This is a genomic window from Paeniglutamicibacter sp. ORCA_105 (assembly GCF_045798545.1).
Classification (GTDB): domain Bacteria; phylum Actinomycetota; class Actinomycetes; order Actinomycetales; family Micrococcaceae; genus Paeniglutamicibacter; species Paeniglutamicibacter sulfureus.
Window position 1 is genome coordinate 124,220 of sequence record NZ_JBIXLM010000001.1, and the last position, 22,276, is coordinate 146,495.

The following is a 22,276-nucleotide window of genomic DNA, read 5'->3' on the forward strand; positions in this document are numbered from 1 at the left end:
TTATGGACGAATCAGCTTGGTCAGACGACTGGGGGCATACCTGCCATTCCGACATAGCCCGGAATCTCATCGAATCGCGTCTCGACGGTGAGCGGCGGAAGAATCGCATCCGCCATTTGCTCAACATTGAGAAAGACGGAACCCTCATGAAATGACAGCGGCCAATTAGGTCTCGCTTGGATCTTAGTGAAATTCAGAGTTCCCTGGGGGGGCCAAATACGGACAATAGTTGGGTCAGTGTCGAATGGGTGTTGAAAGCTCCAGCCAGGATGGTGCACGAGAGTAAACCCCCATTCTTTCAGACCAATCAGGGCACCTTGGCAGCGAACTTCGTTCTTAGTCCCTATCAAGTGCGGCAGTGCCATTGACGTAAAGGCGCCGTCTTGTCTGGACGGCGAGAAGCGGTGGATAAATAGACTCAAGTCGCTTGGGGAGTCGTTTTCATTAATCATCCATGAGTATGGTTCATATTGATCGGGATTATTTTCCCAAGCAATCTGATCGATCTCCCAGCCAGTCTTCGTGCTGGGATGAACCAGAAGAAGGCATGTTTTCAGCAGCCAGAGGGCAGCGGACTCAGCCTCCCCAGCGCTCAGGTCTACGCCGCTGAAGGCTTTTTTGACGGACGCGTTCAGGGCAACCTCGAATCGCACGTTCAGCTTGGTATTGCACGGCCCACAACAGTCCAATTTGATATGTTCAGGGGTGGGTAAGGGACGTAGGGCTTTCTTTCCGGCTTTGTTTTTCGCTGGCACTCCGTTCTTTTCACGCCCATAGGGTCCATCACCCATAACGTCCTTCCAGAGCCACAGCGGAATCACGTGCTCACCCGTCCCGCCCGAATTCTGCGCATGCAATAGCTTCGAAAGCCATTAAGGCGTTCTATGAAGCAAGCCAACGAGACCGCGCAACAAAGGCCGCAACGGCCCACGGAGCAATCGACCGAGCTCGAGAAACGTTGCTGTCCGTTGGAGGCGCGTCGGCAGAGATCAAACGAGACATCATTGCCTGGGTCAGGCTACAGGGCAGCCAAACCTTCCTCGTTTCTGACGTCTCCACTCCTGAAACAACTGTCGTCGGCCAACAGAATAGGAGCAATGCTGAGCCTTCCAACTCACGGAAGTCGGCCCAGAACCAGCCATCACAGCCTGCCAAAGAACAACGAAAAAGCGTTGTACAAGGCAAAATCGCGATTGGAAAAGCCAAACCAAAAGTCAAAGCACCACAAACCGGCGAAACCATTTCCAAGGTTCAGATCCAAGGTCGGGGCACGACTCGAACCGTTTCCACACCAGTCGTTGAGCCGCCAACGTCCGTTGGAAACAATCCATTCATGCCGGTTACGAGAAGCCGACCTGCAAGAGTTACATATGCAGGCTCCACGACTCCGTATGCCCAAGCGGTTGCAGACTTCGAGAACGTCAAACGCAAGCTGATGGATCTCCGCGCCCAGCTGAAACATACGGCAAGTGAATATCACGCAAGACAAATCTTGAAAGAACGCGCAGAGTTACTCAAGAACGATATTGCCAGATTCCGTGCCAAACACGTTGCTAACGGCGGTTCTCCGGAAAACCGCAAAAACTACATTGAGTTGCAACGTCTCTTCGCACAATGCCGATGGCGACCTCCACGCAAGGGCAACAGTGGTTCAGTCTTGTCGGGCGGACTCCCCTCACACGGCACTCGCTACTGAAATCCGGCCCAACCGCCCCCAGCGACATCAAGCTCGAGCGCGTCGAGGGCGGGCACGAACCACACCGGCTGCACGCCACCATCGGCAAGGGGCTCTCGACTCCAAACGCAAAAGATCGCTGACGGAGCATCCCGGTAACCAAGCCGCCGCTTCACGAAAGGCTCGCTACCAGAACACCTCTGATCAATCGCCGATAACAGCTCTTTCGTCGAGGTTCCCTCGGCCCGGAGAGGAGCTCCTTGGGAGACAGTACGTCGGCAAGGCCGACGGCGCCGAGCGCATTCTCGGCCGTTGGGCGGTCTACACGCGCGACGGCCACGCCGGGAACGTCGTCCTCCGCGAGCTTGCCCATCACAGTGCAGCCGGGAAAGCTGCAAGGACGAAGACAGACCATGCCCGGTACTTCGTTTTCGGCCTCCTGCGCATGTTCGGGCCCAGCACTCCCTCCTCGGAGATGAACGCCGCCGAGTCGCACTAAAAGGAAGCACTGATGAAGCGAGGATTCGGCCCGAACAGGAACTGACCGAACAGTGAATCGTCGTGTCAAATTGTGAGCGGCCGGTTTGCGGGCCGGGGATGCCTGAGCCGGTGGGCCCACCCATGTTTGAATTGACCAGGACGAAGTGTCATGTGGACACGAATTTGGGAACCCCCGTGCCTCAACGTCGGCACTAGCCGGTCTCTGTATGCCTGGACGAGGTAGCATCGAAATATCGTCAGGGATAAGTGTGCCATCTAAGGAGTTCACCATGAGGCTGTCCACCGTTTTAGACCAGATTGACAGCCAGGACGTAGCCTTGCCCGAGTTTCAGCGGGGCTATGTATGGAACAGGCAGCAGGTGCGCGGACTCTTCACATCCCTGTACAAGGGGTACCCCATTGGCGGTTTCATGACTTGGAACACCTCGGTGCTGACAGCCTCCGCCCGCGGTGAAAAAATTGAACGTGACGGCAGCGTCAAGCTACTCCTGGACGGTCAGCAACGCGCCACCACATTGTACGGCGTTATCCGTGGTGTGCCACCGAAATTTTTTGAAGGAAACGCCCAAGCCTTCACTGATCTTTTCTTCAACGTTCAAGACGAAATTTTCGAGTTCTACGCCCCGGTGAAGATGAAAGACAACCCAGGCTGGATAGATGTTTCCGCCCTGATGGTTGACGGCGTAGAAAAATACCTGGAGGCGCACCCTGATATCTCAGGTCTCGGTTCGGGTGAACTTGTAAAGTTTATGGCCAGGATGACCAAGCTCGTGGAAATCCAGAACCGGGAGGTTCACATCGAAGAGGTCAGCGGTCACGACAAGACAATCGACGTCGTAGTTGACATCTTCAACCGCGTAAATTCAGGGGGAACCAAACTTTCCAAAGGTGACTTGGCTCTAGCCAAAATCTGTGCCGCTTGGCCCGAAGCACGAGCCGAAATGAACACTTACCGCACCAAGTGGGAATCTGCCGGATACAAATTCACCTTGGATTGGCTGCTCCGCAATGTGAACGCACTGCTCACCGGGGAAGCACTGTTCTCAGCCCTGTCGTCAGTGGAAGCAGAAAAAATCCGCACAGGACTCAAGGAAGCAGCCGGCCTGGTCTCGATCGTACTCGACGTAATCGCCGCACGCCTGGGACTTGACTATGACCGCGTCTTCCCTGCCCGTTTTGCCGTCCCGGTCATCGTCAAGTACTTGGCAAATAACGGCGGACGTTTCCCGAACGCAATCGAACGCGACCGAATCTTGACTTGGTATATACACGCAGCCATGTGGGGACGGTTCGCCGGCTCCACCGAGTCTTTCCTCAACGTTGACCTCAAAGCCGTCGAGGAGGCAGGCATCGACGGATTGATGGAACAAATGCTCCGGACCCGCGGGGACCTCATCGTCAGGGAAGCTGACTTCGGCGGAAACACCATCGGCGCCCGCTTTTATCCCATGCTTTACATGCTGACCCGCATTCATGGTGCCAAGGACTTCACAACAGGGATTCCTCTCTCGGCACACATGCTCGGCCGGAACTCATCCCTTCAGGTCCATCATATCTTCCCCAAAGCCCGCCTGTATGAAGCCGGTTATTCCAAAGAGGAAGTGAATTCGATAGCCAATTATTGTTTCCTGACCCAAGACGCAAACCTAGACATCACTGACCGCGACCCCGCAGAATATTTCCGGACTTTAGAACGCGATTATCCCGGAGCTATCGCAAGTCAATGGATTCCGATGGACGAAGACCTTTGGTCCATCGGTAGGTACCGCGAATTCCTTGCTGCCCGCCGCCAACTCCTCGCTGACGCCATGAACGACGTGTTGGATGATCTCTGGCACGGAACGAAAACGTCCGATTTGGAACGCACCGCGCAGGCACCTCCGGAATTGACCAGCGAGGCAAATATGGTCGACGATCTCGTAAAGGAGCTTGCGGAACTAGGACTGGCGCGGGCAGAAACAAATATTGAAGTTCGAAACCGGGAGTCAGGAGACCTCATCTGCGTCGCGGAAGCTTATTGGGCTGACGGACTTCAACCAGGAATGAGCTCTCCTGCAGTCTTAGAACTCGACGGTAATGCCAATGAGCTCAACGAACTAGCCGCTCTCGGTTACCTCGTCTTCACCGACGTAGGAGCCGTACGTAAATACGCCGAAGACCTGACACTTCAGGCCGCAAGCTTATAGCCGCAGGTCGAGAGCAAACTAGGCCATCGAGACTTGCCTCGGCTATCACGTAGCTGAATAAAACTATCGACGGGCTGGCGTGCCTCGCGGCGAACGTCAATCCAGCATTTACAGCCAGTGGCGTCGGCATCTTTCATCTTCGGGTTGCCGGTCCGGTGCATCCTCGCGGCAGCATTTTCCGCTACAAGACGTCTAGCCCTCCGATAGCCCTTGTAGTTCCGTCCTCTAAGCCCGGAGTTCCTGCGTACCGTGTGCGGGCCCTATGCACAATTACTACTGCTTCACTGGGACGAATATTCAGTTCGACGTCGGGCCGGTAGTGGTAAAGCCATTCCGACCACCGTTTCATGCCTCGTACTCTTCTCCTCCGGCGGAGACTCCAGGCTCAAGATCGTTGTCACTCAAATACTTCAGTGCCCGTTCAATGGCGTCGATCTTCCGTTTCAGTTCCTTAAGCGCAAGTGCCGAATCGTCGGAGAACTCATCGAGGCGTTCATATTCACGCCGCACTTCAATTTCGGTCTCAACGAGAGTTCGCCACAAGGTGTCGTCCTGCTCGAGATGTTGCTCTTTTCGCAGAATCGCTGCTGACAATTGGCGCGTAACAACCGCCTCGAGTGTTTCAGCGGTGGTTCCAGGACTGGCGAGGCCAAATGCAATTCCGCCACCACCCGCACCGACGAGCGCACCCGCCGTAAGCAACCCACCAATCATGCCACCTGGGCCAAAACTCGCAAGTGCACTGGTGATGACCGCGGCCCCTACAAGTCCGGCACCCGCGGCGAGCACTAGTCCACCGGTAGCCACGATAAGCGCCGCCGTTCCTGCACCCATGGCTCCCAATTTGACCCAGTTCACTCCGCGGCCACTGAGCGCCTCCTGCGCAAGCTTAGCGGCAACGAACACATCGGTACCGTACCGACTTCCTAGTCCCATCTCGGCAGTGAGGTCTTCCATGGCAGCTTGCAGTTTGTCCCTCGAGACCGCGATCTCAAACGGCCTGATCACGTTTTCCGCAGCCAAGACCGTCAGCAGGACTACGGCCAAGTCCTTCGCCATATGGTTACTCGGGCGCGGCTCCGGCACAATCGATCGCGGATCAGAGAAGTCGAATGCCAAGCGTGCAACAGCGGACGGCATGGCTCGGTTCTCACGGCTATTTCGCCGCCTGATGTCTTCAATATTGGTAGCTTGCACGCGTCGGAGCGCGCCAGCATAGCGATCTTGAATGTCACCCTTCAGCTGTATCTTGATAAGATGAGCGTAACGCAACGCCAGAAGAGCGAATTGTTCGACGGCATCCAGGGGGATTTCGAGTCCCTTCTCAATTCTCGCAACTTCTTTCGACCTGGACCCGAACATCGCAACGCCGATGGCCTTGGCTACGGCGTCATTTGCGAGATACTCCTCCGCTGCGTGTGCCTGCCTCAACACCTTTTTGGTCTCAACCCGAAAATCGACCATCCAAGGAATTGCAGATGACACGCCTCGGCGGGCGGCTACGGGATCGGCCTCGTTCCAGAAGTTCACCCACCAAGCTAGGTTGGTCGGTGGTTCCTTCAACGTCTCCCGTAGTTTGCCGAAGTCAAAGCTACCGCTCGCTAGTGGGCTGCCAATGGTGACCATTCCAGCGACATCAACACCTATCGGCAATCGACGCACGAGGTCGGCGGCGATCACCGAACCGAGGCTGTGGCCAACGATCACGAGCCGCCCCGATTCAGGGATCTTCTTGAGGATGCGATTTAGGACTTGAGCACGAACTTGAGGATTATTCATGTAGTTGTGCGCTTGTCTGAAAAAAGGCAGCCCGACGGCCACGTTGGCGGCAGCTTCAGCACCTAGAAAGCCATTGCCGCGATCTTGCCGTCCTAGGCTGAACTCGACTGCTCCCATTCGGTGCTCAAAGGCGCGGCGGTTCTTTTGTGCCGACTCGCGGGAAAGCGGCTTGATTGTCAGACCTGGCAGTGCCTCTTTTTCGTCCCAATCCTTCAGCGCGTGTGAGTACTTGGGTGCGATCACTCGCTCTATTTCCAGACCAGGGTAGCCAAGAGGGATCAGAGACTTTGTGAGTCTGTTCATCCAAGTATCCTCTGGATCACCGTCACCAACACCGTGCAAGAACAGCAAAGTCGCTTCGTTAGACAAGAAAACTCCATTCGTCGCCGCCCCATAGGCGTTCCAGTCAGAAAGCAAAAGGCTTCCGGGCAAGTATATATATTCAAATAAGAATCGCTTGCGGAGGGCGCCGTAACGGTGTTCTTCGCAGTCTTCGGCTACGACGCCATGAGCACCGCCGCCGAGGAGTCCACCGACGGCAAGAAGCACATGCCCAAGGCCATCGTCTTCTCGCTGGTCATCGCCATGCTCCTCTACGTCGCTGCCACCCTGGTGCTCACCGGCATGCAGAATTACCGGGACATCGATCCGACCGCCGGATTCGCCTCCGCGTTCAACGGCGTGGGACTTTCGGTCATCGCCACGATCATTTCCGTGTTCGCGGTCCTGTCCATCCTCACCGTGATGCTCATCTTCCTGCTGGGAGTGACCCGGGTCTGGTTCTCCATGAGCCGCGACGGGCTGCTCCCTGGGTGGTTCTCCAAGACCGACCGCCACGGAACCCCGCAGCGCGTCAACTGGATCGCGGGCATCGCCTCCGCCCTGCTGGCGGGCGTCTTCTCGATCAAGGCGGTCGCGGACGTGACCAACATCGGCATCCTGGCCGCATTCGTGGTGGTCTGCCTGTCGGTGATCATCTTCCGCTACAAGCGGCCCGAGGCCCCGCGCACCTTCCGGCTCCCCTTCATGCCCGTGGTCCCCGCATTCGGCATGCTGGCCTCCGGGTTCCTGATGCTGCAGCTGCACTGGGAAACCTCGCTCAGGTTCGTCGTCTGGCTGGTGATCGGCCTGACCATCTACTTCACCTACGGACGCAAGCACTCGCTCATGAACCCGGACAGCCCCCGGCACGACGAACGCGTGGTGCTGCCACGCGGCGAAACCTAGTCCGTATCCATGCGCAATCATAGGTTTTCAGCAGCGTTCTGTGATCGCTTGGCATCGCTCGGTAGAGGGTATGCGAGGCGACTGACGCCACCCCCAGCACCCACCTGAATCACTCTCCGCGCGTCAGTCTGGGCAGCACTTCGGTGGCGTCGTCCACTGATTGGAATGCAGGGACAGCGAAATTGCCGGCGGCGATCTGAAACTTGACTTGTTCAAGTTCAACTTTGAGCTGATCAACGGTGGCACGGTACTTTTCAAAGTTCGCCTTACGACGCCTAGCTACGATGAAACTGATGATGACGGCGATAATTGCCAACGGAAACGACACCAGTAGGGCTATGCCGGACATGGCTAGGAATTCAAGTGCTATGGGAAGCGCCTGCTTGAACGCCATGAACTCGTTCACCCCGCCAACCACTGCATGCAGGGCGGAATCCAGCGGGACCAGATACTCCCCCACAACCGGAGTCCCAGCTAACGACGGAGCGCTCAGCGATGATTCTTCCCCGGCAGACCAACGCGAATCACCAACAGTGCTCAGGACGTAGATCCCGGAACCAGCATTGAGTGCCGCAAAAAGCGTGACGGAACCGACCACGGTCCAGTGAAGGCTACGCCAGCGAAAGACGCCTAGCACAAGCAAAACTCCGGCGGCGATGCCCCACGAATAGCTGTGTAATTGTTCGAGGCTCAAGCGGCCCAGTAGTTCCATCAAATTCCCCGCCCCTTGCCGTTGGAGTCAATGTTTGCTCCAGACCGAAGCGATCTTATCCCGGCCATCCTCGGAATGCCGCGGAGGTTACTGGCGCAGAGCTCTGACGTCGGCAGGTGTCAGCGATGCGTATTTCTCGCCAATATGGCATACACACTAATGCGTTCCCGGGACGGCGGAATTCCGGCTCGGAGCTGATCCAAGATCGGCAGCAGGTCGCCAATTCGTGGCACCGGGCGTCGCCAGCGACTTACACGACCGCCACCTTCGTTTGGCGGCTAAGCCACGGCCTCGGCCAACGGCTTCCATGTCCAACGCGGTGAACCGTTCCCCGAGGGGTTGTCATCGGCGGGTTCCGGGTGGGTCAGTGCGATGGCCTGGGTGACGACGTCTGCCAGTCGCCTGTTTCGTTCGTAGGCTTGCCGTTGCCAACTGGCCCCTGTTCCGATGCTGAGGATCCTTTCGAGGGCTTCCTCGACGTAGTCCGCGTCCCCTGACTCGTTCAGTGCATCCCGCACGTGGACATGGAGTGCCGAAATGACGTTTCGCGCGGTGTCCGGCCTGTGGGTTACGGGGTGGAGCAGTTCGCCGCGGATGCCCCACCGGCTGGCCATCCAGACCCCCTGGCGCAGGACGATCGCCGGAACCCTGTCAGGTTCCGCTCCGGCCGCCCACTCCCGGACGGCGGTCCCCACCAAGGCCCGCACCAGGGCTGCAAGCAGGACGGTATCCCTGGGATCAAGGCAAACATCGCTCACAAATGATTAGCCCTACATGAACTGCTCGCCACGGTGCCCTGAAGTTTTGAGTTCCTGAATATTATCTTGTCGGTATCCGATAGTACGATTGAATAATCATTCGGGAGTAAATCGGGTTTTGCGTACCCACGTTAAGTCTTGGCGAATCTGCACCGGAATCTCGCACACAATCAGGGGGAATTTTTGAAAAACAACGTATTGGCAAGCACTATTTTGAGTCTTGCGGCACTCTTGGCACTGACGTCGTGCGCATCCGGTGAGGTATCGGCGCCTGTCACGGTTTCGGGGGTCTCAGAGACCCCAGCAAGCGAGTCGACTCAGGCTTCCGCCGAAGCAGTGCAAGCCCCCGTGGGCGGAGTCGCCGTGGTGGCTTGCACCATCTTGGATTTTGCGACACTTTTTGCACTGACGTCGTGCGAATCTGGTGAGTCACCGGCGCCTGTTACGGTCACGGCCACGGAGACTGTTTCGGGGGCGGAAGAGACCCCGGCAAGCGAGTCAACTCAAGCTTCCGCCGACGTAGCGCAAGCCACCGGGGACGTAGCCGACGCGGGGAGCAGCAGCGACGGAAAAGTCGGCCAAAAGCTCGTCAACGGTGGGGTTACATTGACCGTTACCAAAGTCGAAATCGCCGAGACCATCCCGATGAACCGTACGGGTTACGAAACCGGCACCGAGTTAGGCAAGATTACCCACGAGAGGCCCGAAAAGGGCGGCAAGTTTTTGCGGGTTGACACCTTGGTTGAGAACACCAGTAATGTCTCCATGGATTTGACTTGCGGTTGGGTGATCGAAGCCAAGACCCTCGACTCCCAGAAGCGCGAGTTCGACAGTATTGATGGCCTTGATTACCTGGAGAACAATCCCGGATGCAACGACGGATTGCAGCCTGGATTCAAAGCTGACATGAGCTATGTTTACCTGCTTCCGGAAGATGCCGACGCCACCAGCTTCAAATTCCGGAATCTAGACATCCAAGCCGAAACCGAATACACCACAATCACTTTTGATCAGCCCCTGAAGTAACCCACAACTCAAGACCCGTCTTTCCGGTAGGAAGACGGCTTTGTGCGCATTATTCAGAACCGTATTGATCACCAGCCGAGCCGATAGTATTCCAGCCGTGTGACGGTGCGAATGACCTTCGGCAATTCGGTAAGTCTGGCGCGGTATCCGGTGGCAAGGATCTTCCAGTTTTCAGGTGCGCCATGGCCCGTTCCACGGCGGAGCGAATCAGGCTGATCTGCTTGCAATACGCCTTGTCGTGGTCGTTGGGTTCCCCGCCGGCAGGCTTCTTCAACGGGATGATCGCGTTGGTGCCGATGTAGGCGGGATCCGCCAGCCATGTGTGCTCCTTGAGGATCTCTTCCCAGCCGACTTCTCTCAGCGCCCAGCTGTCGTGGCGGCGTCACGGGACCGGGATCGAAACGCTCAGCAGGTGTCCCTGGTCGTTGGAAGCGACCTGGCCCAGTAGTCCGTGGCGGCGTTTCTTGCCTGAATAGTTTTTCGTGATTCCCGCCCTGAATTTCCGTGTTGGTATGTCGTTTCCATCCACCACCACCCCGGCCCAGCGGATGAGGTAGTTTTGGATTCCAGTGCCGCGGTCAATTCAGGACATTTAAATTTATCTACAAGTAAACCCTTGTAGACTGCAACTTGCCTCAGAACCACCCCAAGGAGTACATAGTGTTGAACCCGCTCGACCTCGGCTCGACCTCGTCCCCGCAGGCAGGAAACCCACTGGAGTTGGATCCGCCGAAGCCCATAGTTGAGGTGGTGGTTCATGTTCCGGAGAAGGTCGGCGGCATGATCCTGGTGGATGCCGAGGCGCAGCAGAAGCACGCTGAGAACGCCAAGAGCTTTCTTGATGACCTGCTGGCCACACCTCTCCAGAGCCCGGAGTTTCAGACCAAGCTGGCTCAATTGACCCGGCTGGGTGAGGGGACGATGCAGCAGGCAAGCGGCGCGTCCAACCGCATGTTGAAGAGGCCCGCAGCCGCACTCGCAGCGGATGGCGCGGACCCTGCGTCCCGTACCGGAAACTCCTTGGTGGAACTGCGACAGATCGTCACCGACCTGGATCCCAAGCGCCACGACTTGACGGGCACGAAGCGGATTTTCAGGTTCCTGCCCGGCGGCAGCGCCATCCAGCGATACTTCATGAAGTACGAGTCGGCGCAACAGCAACTTGATGCCATTACCAAGGCACTCAAGGGTGGGCAGGACGACCTCCGGCAGGACAATGCCGCCATCCAGACCGAACGCGATGCCCTTTGGGCGGCGATGGGGCAGTTGGCAAACTACGCCGTGCTCGCGAGCCACCTGGGTGACGGTTTGGAACGGCGGATTGAAGAGCTGCGCAACATGGGCAAAACGGATGACGCCACAACGCTGGAAGCAGATGCCCTCTTTTACGTCCGTCAACGCCACCAAGACCTGTTGACCCAGATGGCGGTGTCCATCCAAGGGTACTTGGCTCTTGACGTGGTCAAGAAGAACAACTCGGAGCTGATCAAGGGCGTGGATCGCGCGCTGGACACCACTCTCGCGGCGCTGCGGGTCGCGGTGATAGTTGCGCAAGCCTTGGCCCAGCAAAAGATCGTTCTGGCGCAAATCGATGCCCTCAATTCGACCACGTCGGACTTGATTGTCTCGACCTCCGAGCTCCTCCGCTCCCAAGGCACGGCCATCCACCAGAATGCTGCCCAAGCCACGATCGACCCCGCCAAGTTGCAACAGGCATTCGACAATGTATTCCAGGCCATGGACGAAATCGACAGGTTCAAGGCCGAAGCAGCACAATCGATGAAACAGACAGTGCAGGTTCTTGAGGGTCAAGTTAGCCGAGCGCGAGGTCAGCTCGAGCGCAGTCACGCCTCTGACGCAGCCACTACGCACACACGGAGGGCGTAGTGATCTCGCGCCTCACTGCAGGGAACGTCTTCAAGGTAGCGCTTGCCGTTCTATTTTTTCCTCTCATCGCCTTTCTCGTGCTCGTCATCGGGATGGGTGCCAAGAACAAGAAGGTGCTTCTTGAGGGCGGGATCTATGCCGCCATCTTCATTGTTGCCGTTTCCCTTCCTGGCGACATTGCTGCTGTTCCCGGGATAGCGGCAATGGGCGTTTCGGCCGTGCGGTCCTACATGCTTCGCGATCTCTGGCTCCCCAAAAGGGTACGGAAACCGCGACTTGGCAACACGGTCCAGGAGCACGCACCTATGCGCCCTCCCGTCCCGCCGTCCCAGGCTGCAGCTTCGCTCCCCGGGTCGTCGGACGAATTGTCGACCGCTCTGACATGGGTGAGCTCGCAGGCCAAGCAGAACCAGCACCGACTCCCTGCTGACACCTATGTAACCATCCTGGAAACCTGCCAGATGCTGGACTCGGTTATCGACGCGGAAACCCGGCAGCCCTCTGGCGATGCGCGCTTTGAGTATGAACTCGAAGCCATGGTGCGGGAGTACCTACCAAATGTTCTTCAGGGATTCCTGGCCGTACCGCCGAGCATGGTGGACAACCGGCAACCAAACGGGCGAACACCCAATGAGGAATTGGTTGAGCAACTTCGCCTCCTTCTGGGACAGGCCGAGACGTTGCACTCCACCCGGCACAACCAAACGTCGGCGGATTTGACCAGTACGGGCAACTTCCTCAGGGAGCGGTTCGGGCACCACCAACCAGGTGGCTTCGACTTCGGGATCAAGTAGGAGATCAGGTCCGAAGATGCTCGGGTCGTAGCTGGCAATGAGCACTCCGCATGCGTGCACATCAGCGGCAGGTTCTTCCAGGGCGCGCTGGACGACGCCGCGCTGTGGAACCGCGTCCTCACCGGCGACGAGCTGGACACCATCTGGAACGATGGCGACGGCACGGCGGTACCCGTCAGCTGCCCCGAGGCCAACGGCACGCCCGGGTGGTGGGAGCCCCGCAAGGACTAAGGCATATCGAACATCGGAGAGCCCCGCCGCGCCGTTTATACCCACCGGATTCGGCCCCGTGATGCCCGGCGCCCCGTCAGTGTTCTTCGCGGTCTTCGGCTAAGACGCCATGAGTACCGCGGCCGAGGAGTCCACCGGCGGCAAGAAGCACATGCCCACGGCCATCATCATCTCCCTCGTCATCGCCATGCTGCAATACGTCGCCGCCGCACTGGTCCTCACCGGTATGCAGAACTACCGGGATATCGACCCGACCGTGGGAATCGACTCTGCGTTCAACCGCGTGGGCTTCCGGTCATTGCCACGATCATCTCCGTGTTCGCCGTCCTGTCCATCCTCACCGTGATGCTCTCCTTCCTGCTCGGCGTCACCCACGTCTGGTTCTCCAAGACCGACCGCCAGGGCACCCCGCAGCGCGTCACCTGGATCGCCGGCATCGCCTCCGCCTTCCTGGCTACTGACGCACAAAACACTTTGCCCCCCTGGCTCGGCGATGCCGCAAGGCGTCCGTAGTACTGGGCCCGTGTTCGGTTGGCGCGACCGCGAACTCAGTTTGCGGCTAAACCACTGCCTCGGCCAATGGCTTCAATGTCCAACTCGGTGAGCCGTTCCCCGATGTGTGCCCATCGGCGGGATCCTGGTGGGTCATGCCGATGGCGTGGGTGACGACGTCTGCCAGTAGCCCGTTTCGCTCGTATGCTTGCCGCTGCCGGGTGGCACCTGTTCCGTTGCTGAGGACCCGGTCAAGGGCTTCCTCGACGTAGGCCGCGTCCCCGGACTCAATCAACGCATCCCGCACATGGTCATGGAGTGCCGAAAAGACGTTTCGTGCGGTGTCCGGCCTGTGCGTTACGGGGTGGAGCAGTTCACCGCGGATGCCCCACCGGCTGGCCATCCAGACCCCCTGGCGCAGGACGATGGCCGGAACCATGTCAGGTTCCATTCCGGCCTCCCATTCCCGGGCGGCAGTCTCCACCAGGGCCCGCACCAGGGCTGCAAGCAGGACGGTATCCCTGGGATCAAGGCAAACGTCGGACACCCTGATCTCGACGGTGGGGTGCCGGGCGGACAGACGGGCGTCAAAATCCGGGTTGATGACCACTCCGGTGGCTGATATGTCCGCCACCAGCGAGTGGTAGGCCCACGCCGACCCGAAGACCTCCATAGGACCGGCCGAGGACCACCGGTTCCAGGCCTGCGTGCGGTAACTGGCGTAGCCGCTGTCCTGGCCGTTCCAGAACGGGGAATTTGAGCTCAACGCCATGAGCGACGGCAACCAGGACCGGATGCGATCCAAGACAGCTACGCCCTCCTCATCCGAGCCGACGGACACGTGGACATGGAGTCCGCAAGTCAGCTGCTCGCGCGCCGTCAGGGCATACTTTTCCACCAGGGCGTCATAGCGTTCGTTCCGAGTGGGATGGGGCGAAACCGCCAGCGGAGAGGTGGCCAGCGCGACGATCCTCGCACCCGCTTTTCGGGCCAGCGAGTCGGCGTAGGCGCGCCCCTCCAGTATCTCCGTGGCGAGCCCGGCCAGGCTGCTGTGCGGGTGCGTGATGACTTCGAGCTGTTCCTGATGCAGCTCTGCGGACAGCATCTGCCGGGCGGATGAGCCGGTCGTCCGCGAACTTGCATCGTGGAGGCCCATCACCTCCGCGGACAGGGGCACGGGGACCCCGTTGACGGGGTCCACGATCAGGAATTCTTCTTCAACACCAAAGGTACGCACCTCCTAAGTGTGGACTATGAAAGCGACAACTGAATCCACGCCTAACGACAGGCCGTCGCAGGCCCGGTTCACCGGAAGGATCTTGGCCTAAACGGGCCAAGACATAAAAGTAAACGGGCTCCTCGCCACCTCTGCGGGCGAGCTCGAAAGCGGGCGGTCCGTTCCGGTAATTGACGTCGAAAACGTCAACAGCCGCATCGGTGCGGGCGACAGTTAAAGGGCATCCACTTTTTATCCCTCCTGCGCCCAGCGGGGCGGATTTCGACGACCGGGGTTCCTGCGAGCGCATGCTTCACGCCTGAATGGTCCACGCAGCCGTTCCTTGGCGGCGCGACCGCTGTCATCGCCACGATCATGTCCGCGTTCGCGGTCCTGTCCAACCTCACCGTGATGCTCACCTTCCTGCTGGGCGTCACCCGCGTCTGGTTCTCCATGAGCCGCGACGGTCTCCTGACCCTTGAAGACAATTGGTGTCAAGTGCTCCGGGAGCGGTGGAAACCCGAGAAGGTCCGGCTCCTGTTGATAGCTACACGGGGTGCTTCACGAGGAGTACGAAACCCCGCTGGAGTCACGCGTCAGCGGCCGCTGGTAGCCACAGGATGCCGGCCATGCAATCTCTCGCCGGTTCGAGAAAAGCACCCTGAAAATCACCCTTCTACAATGCTCCGGGCACTCGTTTCCGCGTAGAATGGCCAAGACGCTGGGAGCCCGCTCCGGTGACTCCCGGACCTTTCCGCACGGAGAAACCCATGCACAAAATTCCAGCCCAAATTCCCACCCGCCATCCACGGATCAGCAGAACTGCCGCAGGACTTCTCGGCATTGTCGCCCTGATCGCCGCGGCCGGCCCCGTCTCGGCCTCCCCGGGTCACCACGGACCCGGGGACAATCCGCCGGAGAGCATCGAGCTTCCCAACGCCTCCTCGGCCGAGGGCATTGCCGCCGGCGGCGGCAGCTCGTTTTACGCGGGAGACCTCTTCGAAGGCGACATCTACCGCGGCAGCCTGAACAGGGGAACGGCCAAGGAGATCATCGATGCCCCCGACGGCCGCAAGGCAGTCGGCATGGAATTCAACAAACGGCATGATCTGCTGGCTGTGGCCGGCGGCGATACCGGCCAGGCCTACTTCTACGACACGGACACCGGCGAAACCGTCGCCAAGTACCAACTGGCGCAAGCGGGGACGTCGTTTATCAACGATGTGACTCTGACGCGCCGCGGTGCCTGGTTCACCAACTCGCTCAAGGGCGAGTTGTACTTCGTCCCGATCGACCGCCACAACGGCGAGCCGGGGAAGGCCAGAACGCTCGACTTGAAAGGCCCGGCGAGCGAAACACCCGGGGACTTCAACCTCAACGGCATTGCCGTAGCCGAGGACGGCCGCACACTCGTGGTCGCCCACTCGGCCAAGGCCTCCCTCTTCACCGTGAACGCCAGGAGCGGAGAAAGCAGGCTGATCAGCAACCTGGACCTCCCCTTCGTGGATGGCATCGAGATCGATGGCCGGAATGTGTGGGCCGTTCAGAACACGATCAACCAAGTGAGCCGGATTAGGGTCTCCGATGACCTGCGCCGCGGCAAGGTCAAGGAGATCATCACCGACGAACTCTTCGAAACACCGACAACGGCGGCCCTCATCGGGGACAATCTGGCGGTGATCAACGCCAAGTTCAACACCGGGTTCCCGCCGACGGCCGACACCTATGAAGCTGTCATCGTCGACGCGTTCGGCGAAGACTGATCCCCCCTGTCCAGCGCCTCCGTGGGCATGCTGGCGACTGATGTCCAGGTGCCAGCATGCCCAGGTGGACGACGTGATCACGACTCTCACTATCAATCTGTCATAGCTGCGTTCTGCGAACTTCGTTGGGCGCCGCAGCGAGCTCGCCGAGGCCAAAAAAACGGTCTCCCAAAACAATTCGTTGCCGGCTTGGGTCACGGCCCGCAGCCGTCGATCCTCGGCGAAGTCGATGCCGTTGCGACTGGGCAACGTGAGGCGCAGGGCCTCCCGCATGGGCGACATCGAAGGTTCCACATCCGTCCCGACCAACCGTTGACCATGCCAAGGGGCGTGGTTAGAGTTGCCGCATATGCGCCCCCGGCATTAGCTCGCCGCGGAATCCTCCCATGGAGTGACGCCCTCGGATCCCCCGCCCAGCGCAATGACGCGCGTCCGGCCGCTCCGACGGAACGTACCCGTAGGGGCCCTTCAGGGTCCCACGTCGAAAGACATCCCCCATGAAAATCGCACGCACCTTGCTGGCCGGGTTGGCCAGCATCCCCTTGGTCTTGGCCATGGCTGCCTCCGCCCCCGCAGGCACGGGCACCGTCCAACGCGACGACGGAGGCGAAGCGCCGGCGCTCAGCGACGGCTTCTCACGCTCCGTTCTCGCCACCGGCCTCGACAATCCCTTCGAGGTCATCTACGGCCCGGACGACCAGCTCTGGGTCACCGAACGCGGCGCCGGACGGGTCACCAAGATCGACCCCGAAGACGGAACCAAGACCACCATCCTGACCATCGATGAATCCCTCTCAACCCCCGGAGAACAAGACGGCCTGCTGGGCATGGCCCTGCACCCCGACCTGCTCAAGCGCGGCAAGAACAAAAACCAGTACGTCTACCTCTCCTACACCTACGCCGGCGACGACGAGACGGATGCCCTGGGCCGCCAGCAGAAGATCGTCCGCTACACCTACGACCGCCGCGACGAGACCCTGGAGAACCCCTTCGAGCTGCTCACCGCGCTGCCGGCCAGCGACGACCACAACTCCGGCCGGCTGGCCATCGCCCCGGACGGGACGCTCCACTACACCCTCGGGGACCGCGGGAACAACCAGGACCTCAACGCCTGCCGCCCCAACCTCGCCCAGGTACTACCGACGCGAGGCGAGGTCCGCGACGAAGACTGGTTCAACTACCAGGGCAAGTCGCTGCGCATGGAACTGGACGGGGACATCCCGAAGGACAACCCGCGCATCAACGGGGTCCGGAGCCACGTCTACACCTACGGCCACCGCAATGCCCAGGGTCTTGTCTTTGCCGATGACGGGAACCTCTACTCCTCCGAGCAGGGCCCCAAGAGCGATGACGAGATCAACGAGCTGGTCGCCGGCGGCAACTACGGATGGCCCAACGTAGCTGGATTCAAGGACGACTCCGCTTACGTCTTTGGCGACTGGTCGGCCGCAGAGGGATGCGGGGACGAAGTGCCCTACGACGCATTCGTCATCCCGGATGCGGTCCCGCAGTTCGCCGAGCATGAATTCCGCATGGACATGGTCCAGCCGCTGCGCACCTACTACACGGTCCCGGATACGCACGACTTCCAGGGCGACGCCTGCGAACCTTCGGGCCTGTTCTTCATCTGCTACCCGACCATCGCCCCGTCCAACCTGGACTTCTACGGAGATGACGAGATTCCCGGCTGGGAAGACTCACTGCTGATGACCACCCTCAAGACCGGCGCTGTCTTCAGGGTCGAGCTCACCGACGACGGCGAACTCGACGAGTCCCAACAGCTGTGGAATTCGGTGAACCGCTACCGGGACACCGCCATCAACGAGGACGGCAAAACGATCTACGTGGCCACGGACAAGGACGGACTGGCCCGCGGCACCAACGGCGACGCCACCACCGAGCTGGAAGACCCCGGCGCCATCCTGGTCTTCACCCACGAGGACGACGATTAGGGAAGGGACTGGCCCAAACCACGCCAACGATTTCAAATGCCGAATGCCGGTGTCCTCCCAACATGGGAGGACACCGGCATTCGGCGTTGGAGGAACACCTCGGCGGGCGTGATGTCGGCTAAGGGGAAAGAGAGGGGTCGGGTGTGAACGCCCAGGGTTTTGGCGCGGTGCCGCTCCCCCGGCAGCCGCAGCTGTTACCGGCTAAGGCGCGGGATCGACGTTGTCTTTGCCCGGCCGGAACCCGGCGATTGCGGCACGGACGTCGCCCTCCTCGTGGTGCCCGCCCTTCTTCTTGCCGAACGGCAGCACCTTGAGCAGCGGGTGGAGGATGGCCATGATGGCACTACCCCAGATGATTCCGAGGATGGCCGAGCACAGAGTGTTCACGAGCCAGGCCAGGAAGCCGCCCACTACGGGGATCCCGGCGAAAGGTGTCTCGAGGGCATGGACCAAGTCATAGGGAGCGTGCCACCCCAGATCGTGGGCCCCCTGCAACATGATGTGGCCACCGACCCAGAGCATGGCGATCGTCCCGACAAAGGTGATAGCTGCCAGCACGGCGGGCATGCCCTTGACCAGCATCTCGCCGAAGCGCTTTGTCCCTGCGGAGTCCTTGGTGGCCAGGTGCAGGCCGATGTCGTCCATCTTCACAATGAGTCCGACGGCGCCGTACACGAGCACCGTGATCGCGAGCGCCACGACGATAAGGATGATGGCCCGCGACAGCAGGGACTCGGTGGCCACCTCGTTCATGGAGATGACCATGATTTCGCAGGACAGGATGAAGTCGGTGGTGATGGCGCCCTTGATGACCTTGGCCTCCGCTGCCGGACCACGTTCGACCGCTGGGGACTTCTCGGCCTCGTGGTGGCCGCGGAGCTTGTGCCAGACCTTCTCGGCACCCTCGTAGCAGAGATAGGTGCCGCCCAGCATGAGGATGAACGGAATGGCCCCCGGAAGGAACGCGCTGACCAGCAGCAGCGCCGGCAGGATGATCAACAGCTTGTTGCGCAACGAGCCCCAAAAGATCTTCTTGATCATCGGCAGTTCGCGGGACGGGTCGGCCCCGGAGACGTACTGCGGGGTGACGGCGGCGTCGTCGATGACCACGCCGGCGGCCTTGGCCCCCGCCTTCGCGGCTCCGGCGGCGACGTCGTCCACCGAGGCGGCCGCAATGCGGGCCAAGGCCGCGACATCGTCCAGCAGGGCGACGAGACCGCCGCTCACAGGGCGCCCCGGTGCTGCTCGAGGGCGGACGGCTGAGCGAGGAAGCCTCTGTCAAGGCGCATAATTGGCATGCTCCGAGTATATGGTGGCGAGCAGACCGGAGACGAGGGAAACGGGGGTCGGCGGTACAGGAAAGGCTGACCCGGCCGGACTTTCCCCAGCGCACCGAGGCCGTTAGCGGTTGCCGGTACGGCGGATCCTGGCCATGTCGACGTGGCCGTTGAGGAACGGAACGCCCTCGGCCTCAAGCAACGCCCGGGCTTCCCCGCCGTGGCATGTCGCCGGCGTGCCGTCGGCATAGACGATCCGCCACCACGGCACGTCGTCGTCCAGGGCCGACACCGCGCGACCTGCCTGCCGGGGGCCGATTCCCACCGCCCGCCCGATCTCGCCATAGGTCGCGACGCAACCGGCAGGGATCGCCACCACCGCTGCCCGGACCTCCTCGCCCACGTCCATGCTCATCCTTCTTCGGACGCGGGATAGGTGATTTTCCCGCCCTTCACCTTGGCGAACGCTGTCATGTTCGCCGGCCGGGTCAAGGAGGTTGACATGATGTCGGAGACCTCCACCCCGGCGACAAGAAGCGCATCGGTGACCAACCTCCGGTGGCATCTCCACGGCACGGCCTCGCTGCACATGATGGCCGGCACGGATTCATCCGCGACCTTCAACAGCTCGGCGAGCCCGGACCCGAACTCTGCACTCGACATGTAATCGGCGTAGTCACGGAAGGCCTTGACCCTCCACCCCGTGTTCGGACTGGCCACGCCGGCCGGCGTGTGCCTGCGACCGCCCAGATTCCGGATCCACCGGTACCCGATATCCACGGGCAACGCTTCCTTGATCGCGTCTTGGTTCCACTGCGGAAATTTCCGTGACGCCGGAAACGAACGGACGTCCACCAATTTACTCACCCCGTTGGTGCGCAACATCTCCAGCACCTCGTCAAAGCCACGGGTGGAATGGCCAATCGTGAAGACGTGCGGCTTCGCGTGGTCGGCTGCCCGATTTTCCATCGTCGAACTCCCCCTCACCAGAGTCTGTCGATTCCGTACCGGGTGGCCCTTTCTTCCGCCCTGTACCAACGTTCCCCTTCAGTCTGGCATGGCGCTACGCAACGGCTCAGGTTCCGCAGAAGGTCCGGTAGGGGCCGAAGTCTTCCGGGGCCGCGGTGGCGTACCGCTCGAAGCCGGGACGCTCCTCGAATGGTGCGGTGACCGCAGCCAGGAGCTTCGAGAACGGCTCCAGGTCGCCGTCGACGGCGGCAGCGAGCGCCTCTTCGACGAGGTGGTTCCGCGGGATGTAGACGGGGTTGGCCTGGTCCATCAGCTCCGCATCCGGATGAAGTGCCCGCCAGCGCTGAACCCAGGCAACGAATGCGGCCGGGTTCGAGAACATGGAGCGCGCGGGTTCGGCATTCCCGCGCGCGGCCGTGCCCAGGCTCCGGAAGAAGGACGTGTAATCGACGCGGTCTTCCTGCAGGAGGGTGAACAGTTCCTCGGTGAGTGATGTGGCTGCTTGATCCGCGAGGCCGTCGGCCAGGCCGAGCTTGGTTTTCATTCCGGCCAACCACTCGGCGCTGTACTTGCTGTGGAAGGCGCCGAGCGATTCCTGTGCCAAGGCAACGGCCTGCTCCTGGTCCTCGTGGAAGAGGGGAAGGAGGGCCTCCGCGAGACGGGCGAGGTTCCACTGCGCCACGATGGGCTGGTGGCCATAGGCATAGCGGCCGGCTTCGTCGATCGAGCTGTAGACCGTGGCCGGATCGAATACGTCCATGAAGGCGCACGGCCCGTAGTCGATGCTCTCCCCCGAGATGGTCATGTTGTCCGTATTCATGACGCCGTGGATGAAACCCACCAGCATCCACCGGGCCAGCAGCGATGCCTGGGCCTCGACCACGGCTTCGAAGAGCGCGAGGTAGGGGTTCTGCGCCTGGGCTGCTCCCGGATAATGGCGCGCGATCGCATGGTCTGCGAGACGACGCAGCAGGTCCTGATTGTCCATGGCCCGGGCATACTGGAAGCTCCCTACCCGCAGATGGCTGCTCGCCACCCGGGTCAGCACGGCCCCGGGAAGCATGGTCTCGCGGCGAATTTGCTGTCCTGTCGCCACCACGGCCAGGGAGCGTGTGGTGGGAATGCCCAAGGCGTGCATCGCCTCACTGATCACGTATTCGCGCAGCATCGGACCGACTGCGGCGAACCCGTCACCGCCGCGGGCAAACGGGGTGCGTCCGGAACCCTTGAGGTGGATGTCCCGAAGACGGCCGTCGGCATCCAGAACCTCGCCGAGCAGCAGCGCCCGTCCGTCGCCCAGACGCGGCGAGTAGGAGCCGAACTGATGGCCGGCATATCCCTGCGCAACTGGAGTGGCACCATGGGGTAGCGCGTTGCCGATCAGCAGCCCCAGGCCCTCGGCATTGCGCAGGGACGCGGGATCGAAGCCCAGCTGGGCGGCCAGCGGCTCGTTGAGCACCAGCAGCCGCGGATCCGGAGCCTGCTCCGCCTGCCAGGGAATGGCCAGCTCGGGAAGTTCACGGGCAAATTGGCCGTCAAATGTGACGGCGGCTTGTGCTTCGACGCTCATCTTCCAAGGATACCGTCGAGGTGGTGCGGTCGGTGGGGACGACGTAGCCAGGCAACGTTCGCGGCACCGAACGCTCACGGCATTGAACGCTCACGGCATTGAACGCTCACATGGCCGTCGACTCGCTCATGCCCGGGCGCCGGTCGCAGGTCGGTGAACCCAATTCGCGGACCGCATTGCAAAAGAGTTCCCTCATCGGGTCGGATGATGCAACATGTGAGAACGCAGCAGGTCGCTGCAGCCACGATCTTCGGAAAGGGC

At 60.6% G+C, this 22,276-nt stretch carries 18 protein-coding genes and 2 pseudogenes; 10 read left to right on the forward strand and 10 right to left on the reverse strand.

Features of this window, described 5'->3' with window-relative positions:
* Positions 1–20 precede the first annotated feature (20 nt).
* On the reverse strand, positions 21–857 hold the full coding sequence (locus ACIPUB_RS00590; RefSeq protein WP_407605653.1) for a hypothetical protein: 837 nt from the start codon (positions 855–857) through the stop codon (positions 21–23).
* Between the two features lie 101 nt (positions 858–958).
* Here ACIPUB_RS00590 and ACIPUB_RS00595 point away from each other — a divergent pair, with 101 nt between their 5' ends.
* Both ACIPUB_RS00595 and ACIPUB_RS00600 read left to right on the forward strand, forming a co-directional pair.
* Complete coding sequence (locus ACIPUB_RS00595; protein ID WP_407605654.1) at positions 959–1,696, forward strand: hypothetical protein; 738 nt, start codon at positions 959–961, stop codon at positions 1,694–1,696.
* Between the two features lie 749 nt (positions 1,697–2,445).
* Entirely contained in the window at positions 2,446–4,362 is a 1,917-nt protein-coding gene (locus ACIPUB_RS00600; RefSeq protein ID WP_407605655.1) for a DUF262 domain-containing protein, read from the forward strand.
* Positions 4,363–4,707: 345 nt separating this feature from the next.
* Here ACIPUB_RS00600 and ACIPUB_RS00605 read toward each other — a convergent pair whose 3' ends face one another.
* Positions 4,708–6,510 carry a hypothetical protein gene (locus tag ACIPUB_RS00605; protein WP_407605656.1) on the reverse strand — a complete coding sequence of 601 codons (1,803 nt, stop codon included), beginning with the start codon at positions 6,508–6,510 and terminating at the stop codon, positions 4,708–4,710.
* A 96-nt stretch (positions 6,511–6,606) separates the two neighbouring features.
* Between ACIPUB_RS00605 and ACIPUB_RS00610 the strand changes: the two are divergent.
* Positions 6,607–7,368, forward strand: a pseudogene (locus ACIPUB_RS00610) (APC family permease); the annotation flags it as partial.
* A gap of 109 nt (positions 7,369–7,477) precedes the next feature.
* Here ACIPUB_RS00610 and ACIPUB_RS00615 read toward each other — a convergent pair.
* Together ACIPUB_RS00615 and ACIPUB_RS00620 are read right to left on the reverse strand one after the other, a co-directional pair.
* Entirely contained in the window at positions 7,478–8,062 is a 585-nt protein-coding gene (locus tag ACIPUB_RS00615; RefSeq protein ID WP_407605657.1) for a hypothetical protein, read from the reverse strand.
* Between the two features lie 296 nt (positions 8,063–8,358).
* On the reverse strand, positions 8,359–8,838 hold the full coding sequence (locus ACIPUB_RS00620; protein WP_407605658.1) for a hypothetical protein: 480 nt from the start codon (positions 8,836–8,838) through the stop codon (positions 8,359–8,361).
* Positions 8,839–9,021: 183 nt separating this feature from the next.
* Between ACIPUB_RS00620 and ACIPUB_RS00625 the strand changes: the two genes are divergently transcribed.
* Positions 9,022–9,864, forward strand: a complete 843-nt coding sequence (locus ACIPUB_RS00625; protein WP_407605659.1) for a hypothetical protein — start codon at positions 9,022–9,024, stop codon at positions 9,862–9,864.
* 49 nt (positions 9,865–9,913) lie between these two features.
* On the opposite strand, the gene ACIPUB_RS00630 is transcribed toward ACIPUB_RS00625, so the two are convergent.
* Positions 9,914–10,225, reverse strand: a complete 312-nt coding sequence (locus tag ACIPUB_RS00630) for a transposase family protein (protein WP_407605735.1) — start codon at positions 10,223–10,225, stop codon at positions 9,914–9,916.
* 299 nt (positions 10,226–10,524) lie between these two features.
* On the opposite strand from ACIPUB_RS00630, the gene ACIPUB_RS00635 reads away from it, so the two are divergent.
* The 4 genes and pseudogenes from ACIPUB_RS00635 to ACIPUB_RS00650 form a co-directional block, all read left to right on the forward strand.
* Positions 10,525–11,751 (forward strand): toxic anion resistance protein, encoded by a 1,227-nt coding sequence (locus tag ACIPUB_RS00635; protein WP_407605660.1) that lies wholly within the window; start codon positions 10,525–10,527, stop codon positions 11,749–11,751.
* Positions 11,751–12,545: a hypothetical protein gene (locus tag ACIPUB_RS00640; RefSeq protein WP_407605661.1), complete on the forward strand. Its 795-nt coding sequence runs from the start codon at positions 11,751–11,753 to the stop codon at positions 12,543–12,545. Before ACIPUB_RS00635 ends, ACIPUB_RS00640 begins: the two co-directional genes overlap by 1 nt.
* A gap of 54 nt (positions 12,546–12,599) precedes the next feature.
* The gene (locus ACIPUB_RS00645; protein WP_407605742.1) at positions 12,600–12,776 is read left to right on the forward strand and encodes a hypothetical protein; all 177 of its coding nucleotides are present in this window, start codon (positions 12,600–12,602) and stop codon (positions 12,774–12,776) included.
* Positions 12,777–12,807: 31 nt separating this feature from the next.
* A pseudogene (locus ACIPUB_RS00650) lies at positions 12,808–13,232 on the forward strand (amino acid permease); the annotation flags it as partial.
* Between the two features lie 103 nt (positions 13,233–13,335).
* On the opposite strand, the gene ACIPUB_RS00655 reads toward ACIPUB_RS00650, so the two are convergent.
* On the reverse strand, positions 13,336–14,505 hold the full coding sequence (locus ACIPUB_RS00655) for a glutamate--cysteine ligase (protein WP_407605662.1): 1,170 nt from the start codon (positions 14,503–14,505) through the stop codon (positions 13,336–13,338).
* A gap of 749 nt (positions 14,506–15,254) precedes the next feature.
* On the opposite strand from ACIPUB_RS00655, the gene ACIPUB_RS00660 reads away from it, so the two are divergent.
* Together ACIPUB_RS00660 and ACIPUB_RS00665 are read left to right on the forward strand one after the other, a co-directional pair.
* The gene (locus ACIPUB_RS00660) at positions 15,255–16,247 is read left to right on the forward strand and encodes an SMP-30/gluconolactonase/LRE family protein (RefSeq protein ID WP_407605663.1); all 993 of its coding nucleotides are present in this window, start codon (positions 15,255–15,257) and stop codon (positions 16,245–16,247) included.
* A gap of 497 nt (positions 16,248–16,744) precedes the next feature.
* Complete coding sequence (locus tag ACIPUB_RS00665) at positions 16,745–18,199, forward strand: glucose/sorbosone family PQQ-dependent dehydrogenase (protein WP_407605664.1); 1,455 nt, start codon at positions 16,745–16,747, stop codon at positions 18,197–18,199.
* 201 nt (positions 18,200–18,400) lie between these two features.
* On the opposite strand, the gene ACIPUB_RS00670 is transcribed toward ACIPUB_RS00665, so the two are convergent.
* From ACIPUB_RS00670 to ACIPUB_RS00685, 4 genes are all read right to left on the reverse strand, one after another.
* Positions 18,401–19,426, reverse strand: a complete 1,026-nt coding sequence (locus tag ACIPUB_RS00670; RefSeq protein WP_407605665.1) for a DUF808 domain-containing protein — start codon at positions 19,424–19,426, stop codon at positions 18,401–18,403.
* Between the two features lie 174 nt (positions 19,427–19,600).
* A complete protein-coding gene (locus tag ACIPUB_RS00675) occupies positions 19,601–19,891 on the reverse strand; it encodes an MGMT family protein (protein ID WP_407605666.1) in 291 nt (96 codons plus the stop codon).
* Positions 19,888–20,445, reverse strand: coding sequence for a DUF488 family protein (locus tag ACIPUB_RS00680; protein WP_407605667.1), 558 nt, complete (start codon positions 20,443–20,445; stop codon positions 19,888–19,890). The genes ACIPUB_RS00675 and ACIPUB_RS00680 overlap by 4 nt, the downstream gene beginning before the upstream one ends.
* Before the next feature lie 106 nt (positions 20,446–20,551).
* Positions 20,552–22,015 carry a protein adenylyltransferase SelO gene (locus tag ACIPUB_RS00685; RefSeq protein ID WP_407605668.1) on the reverse strand — a complete coding sequence of 488 codons (1,464 nt, stop codon included), beginning with the start codon at positions 22,013–22,015 and terminating at the stop codon, positions 20,552–20,554.
* Positions 22,016–22,276 lie beyond the last annotated feature (261 nt).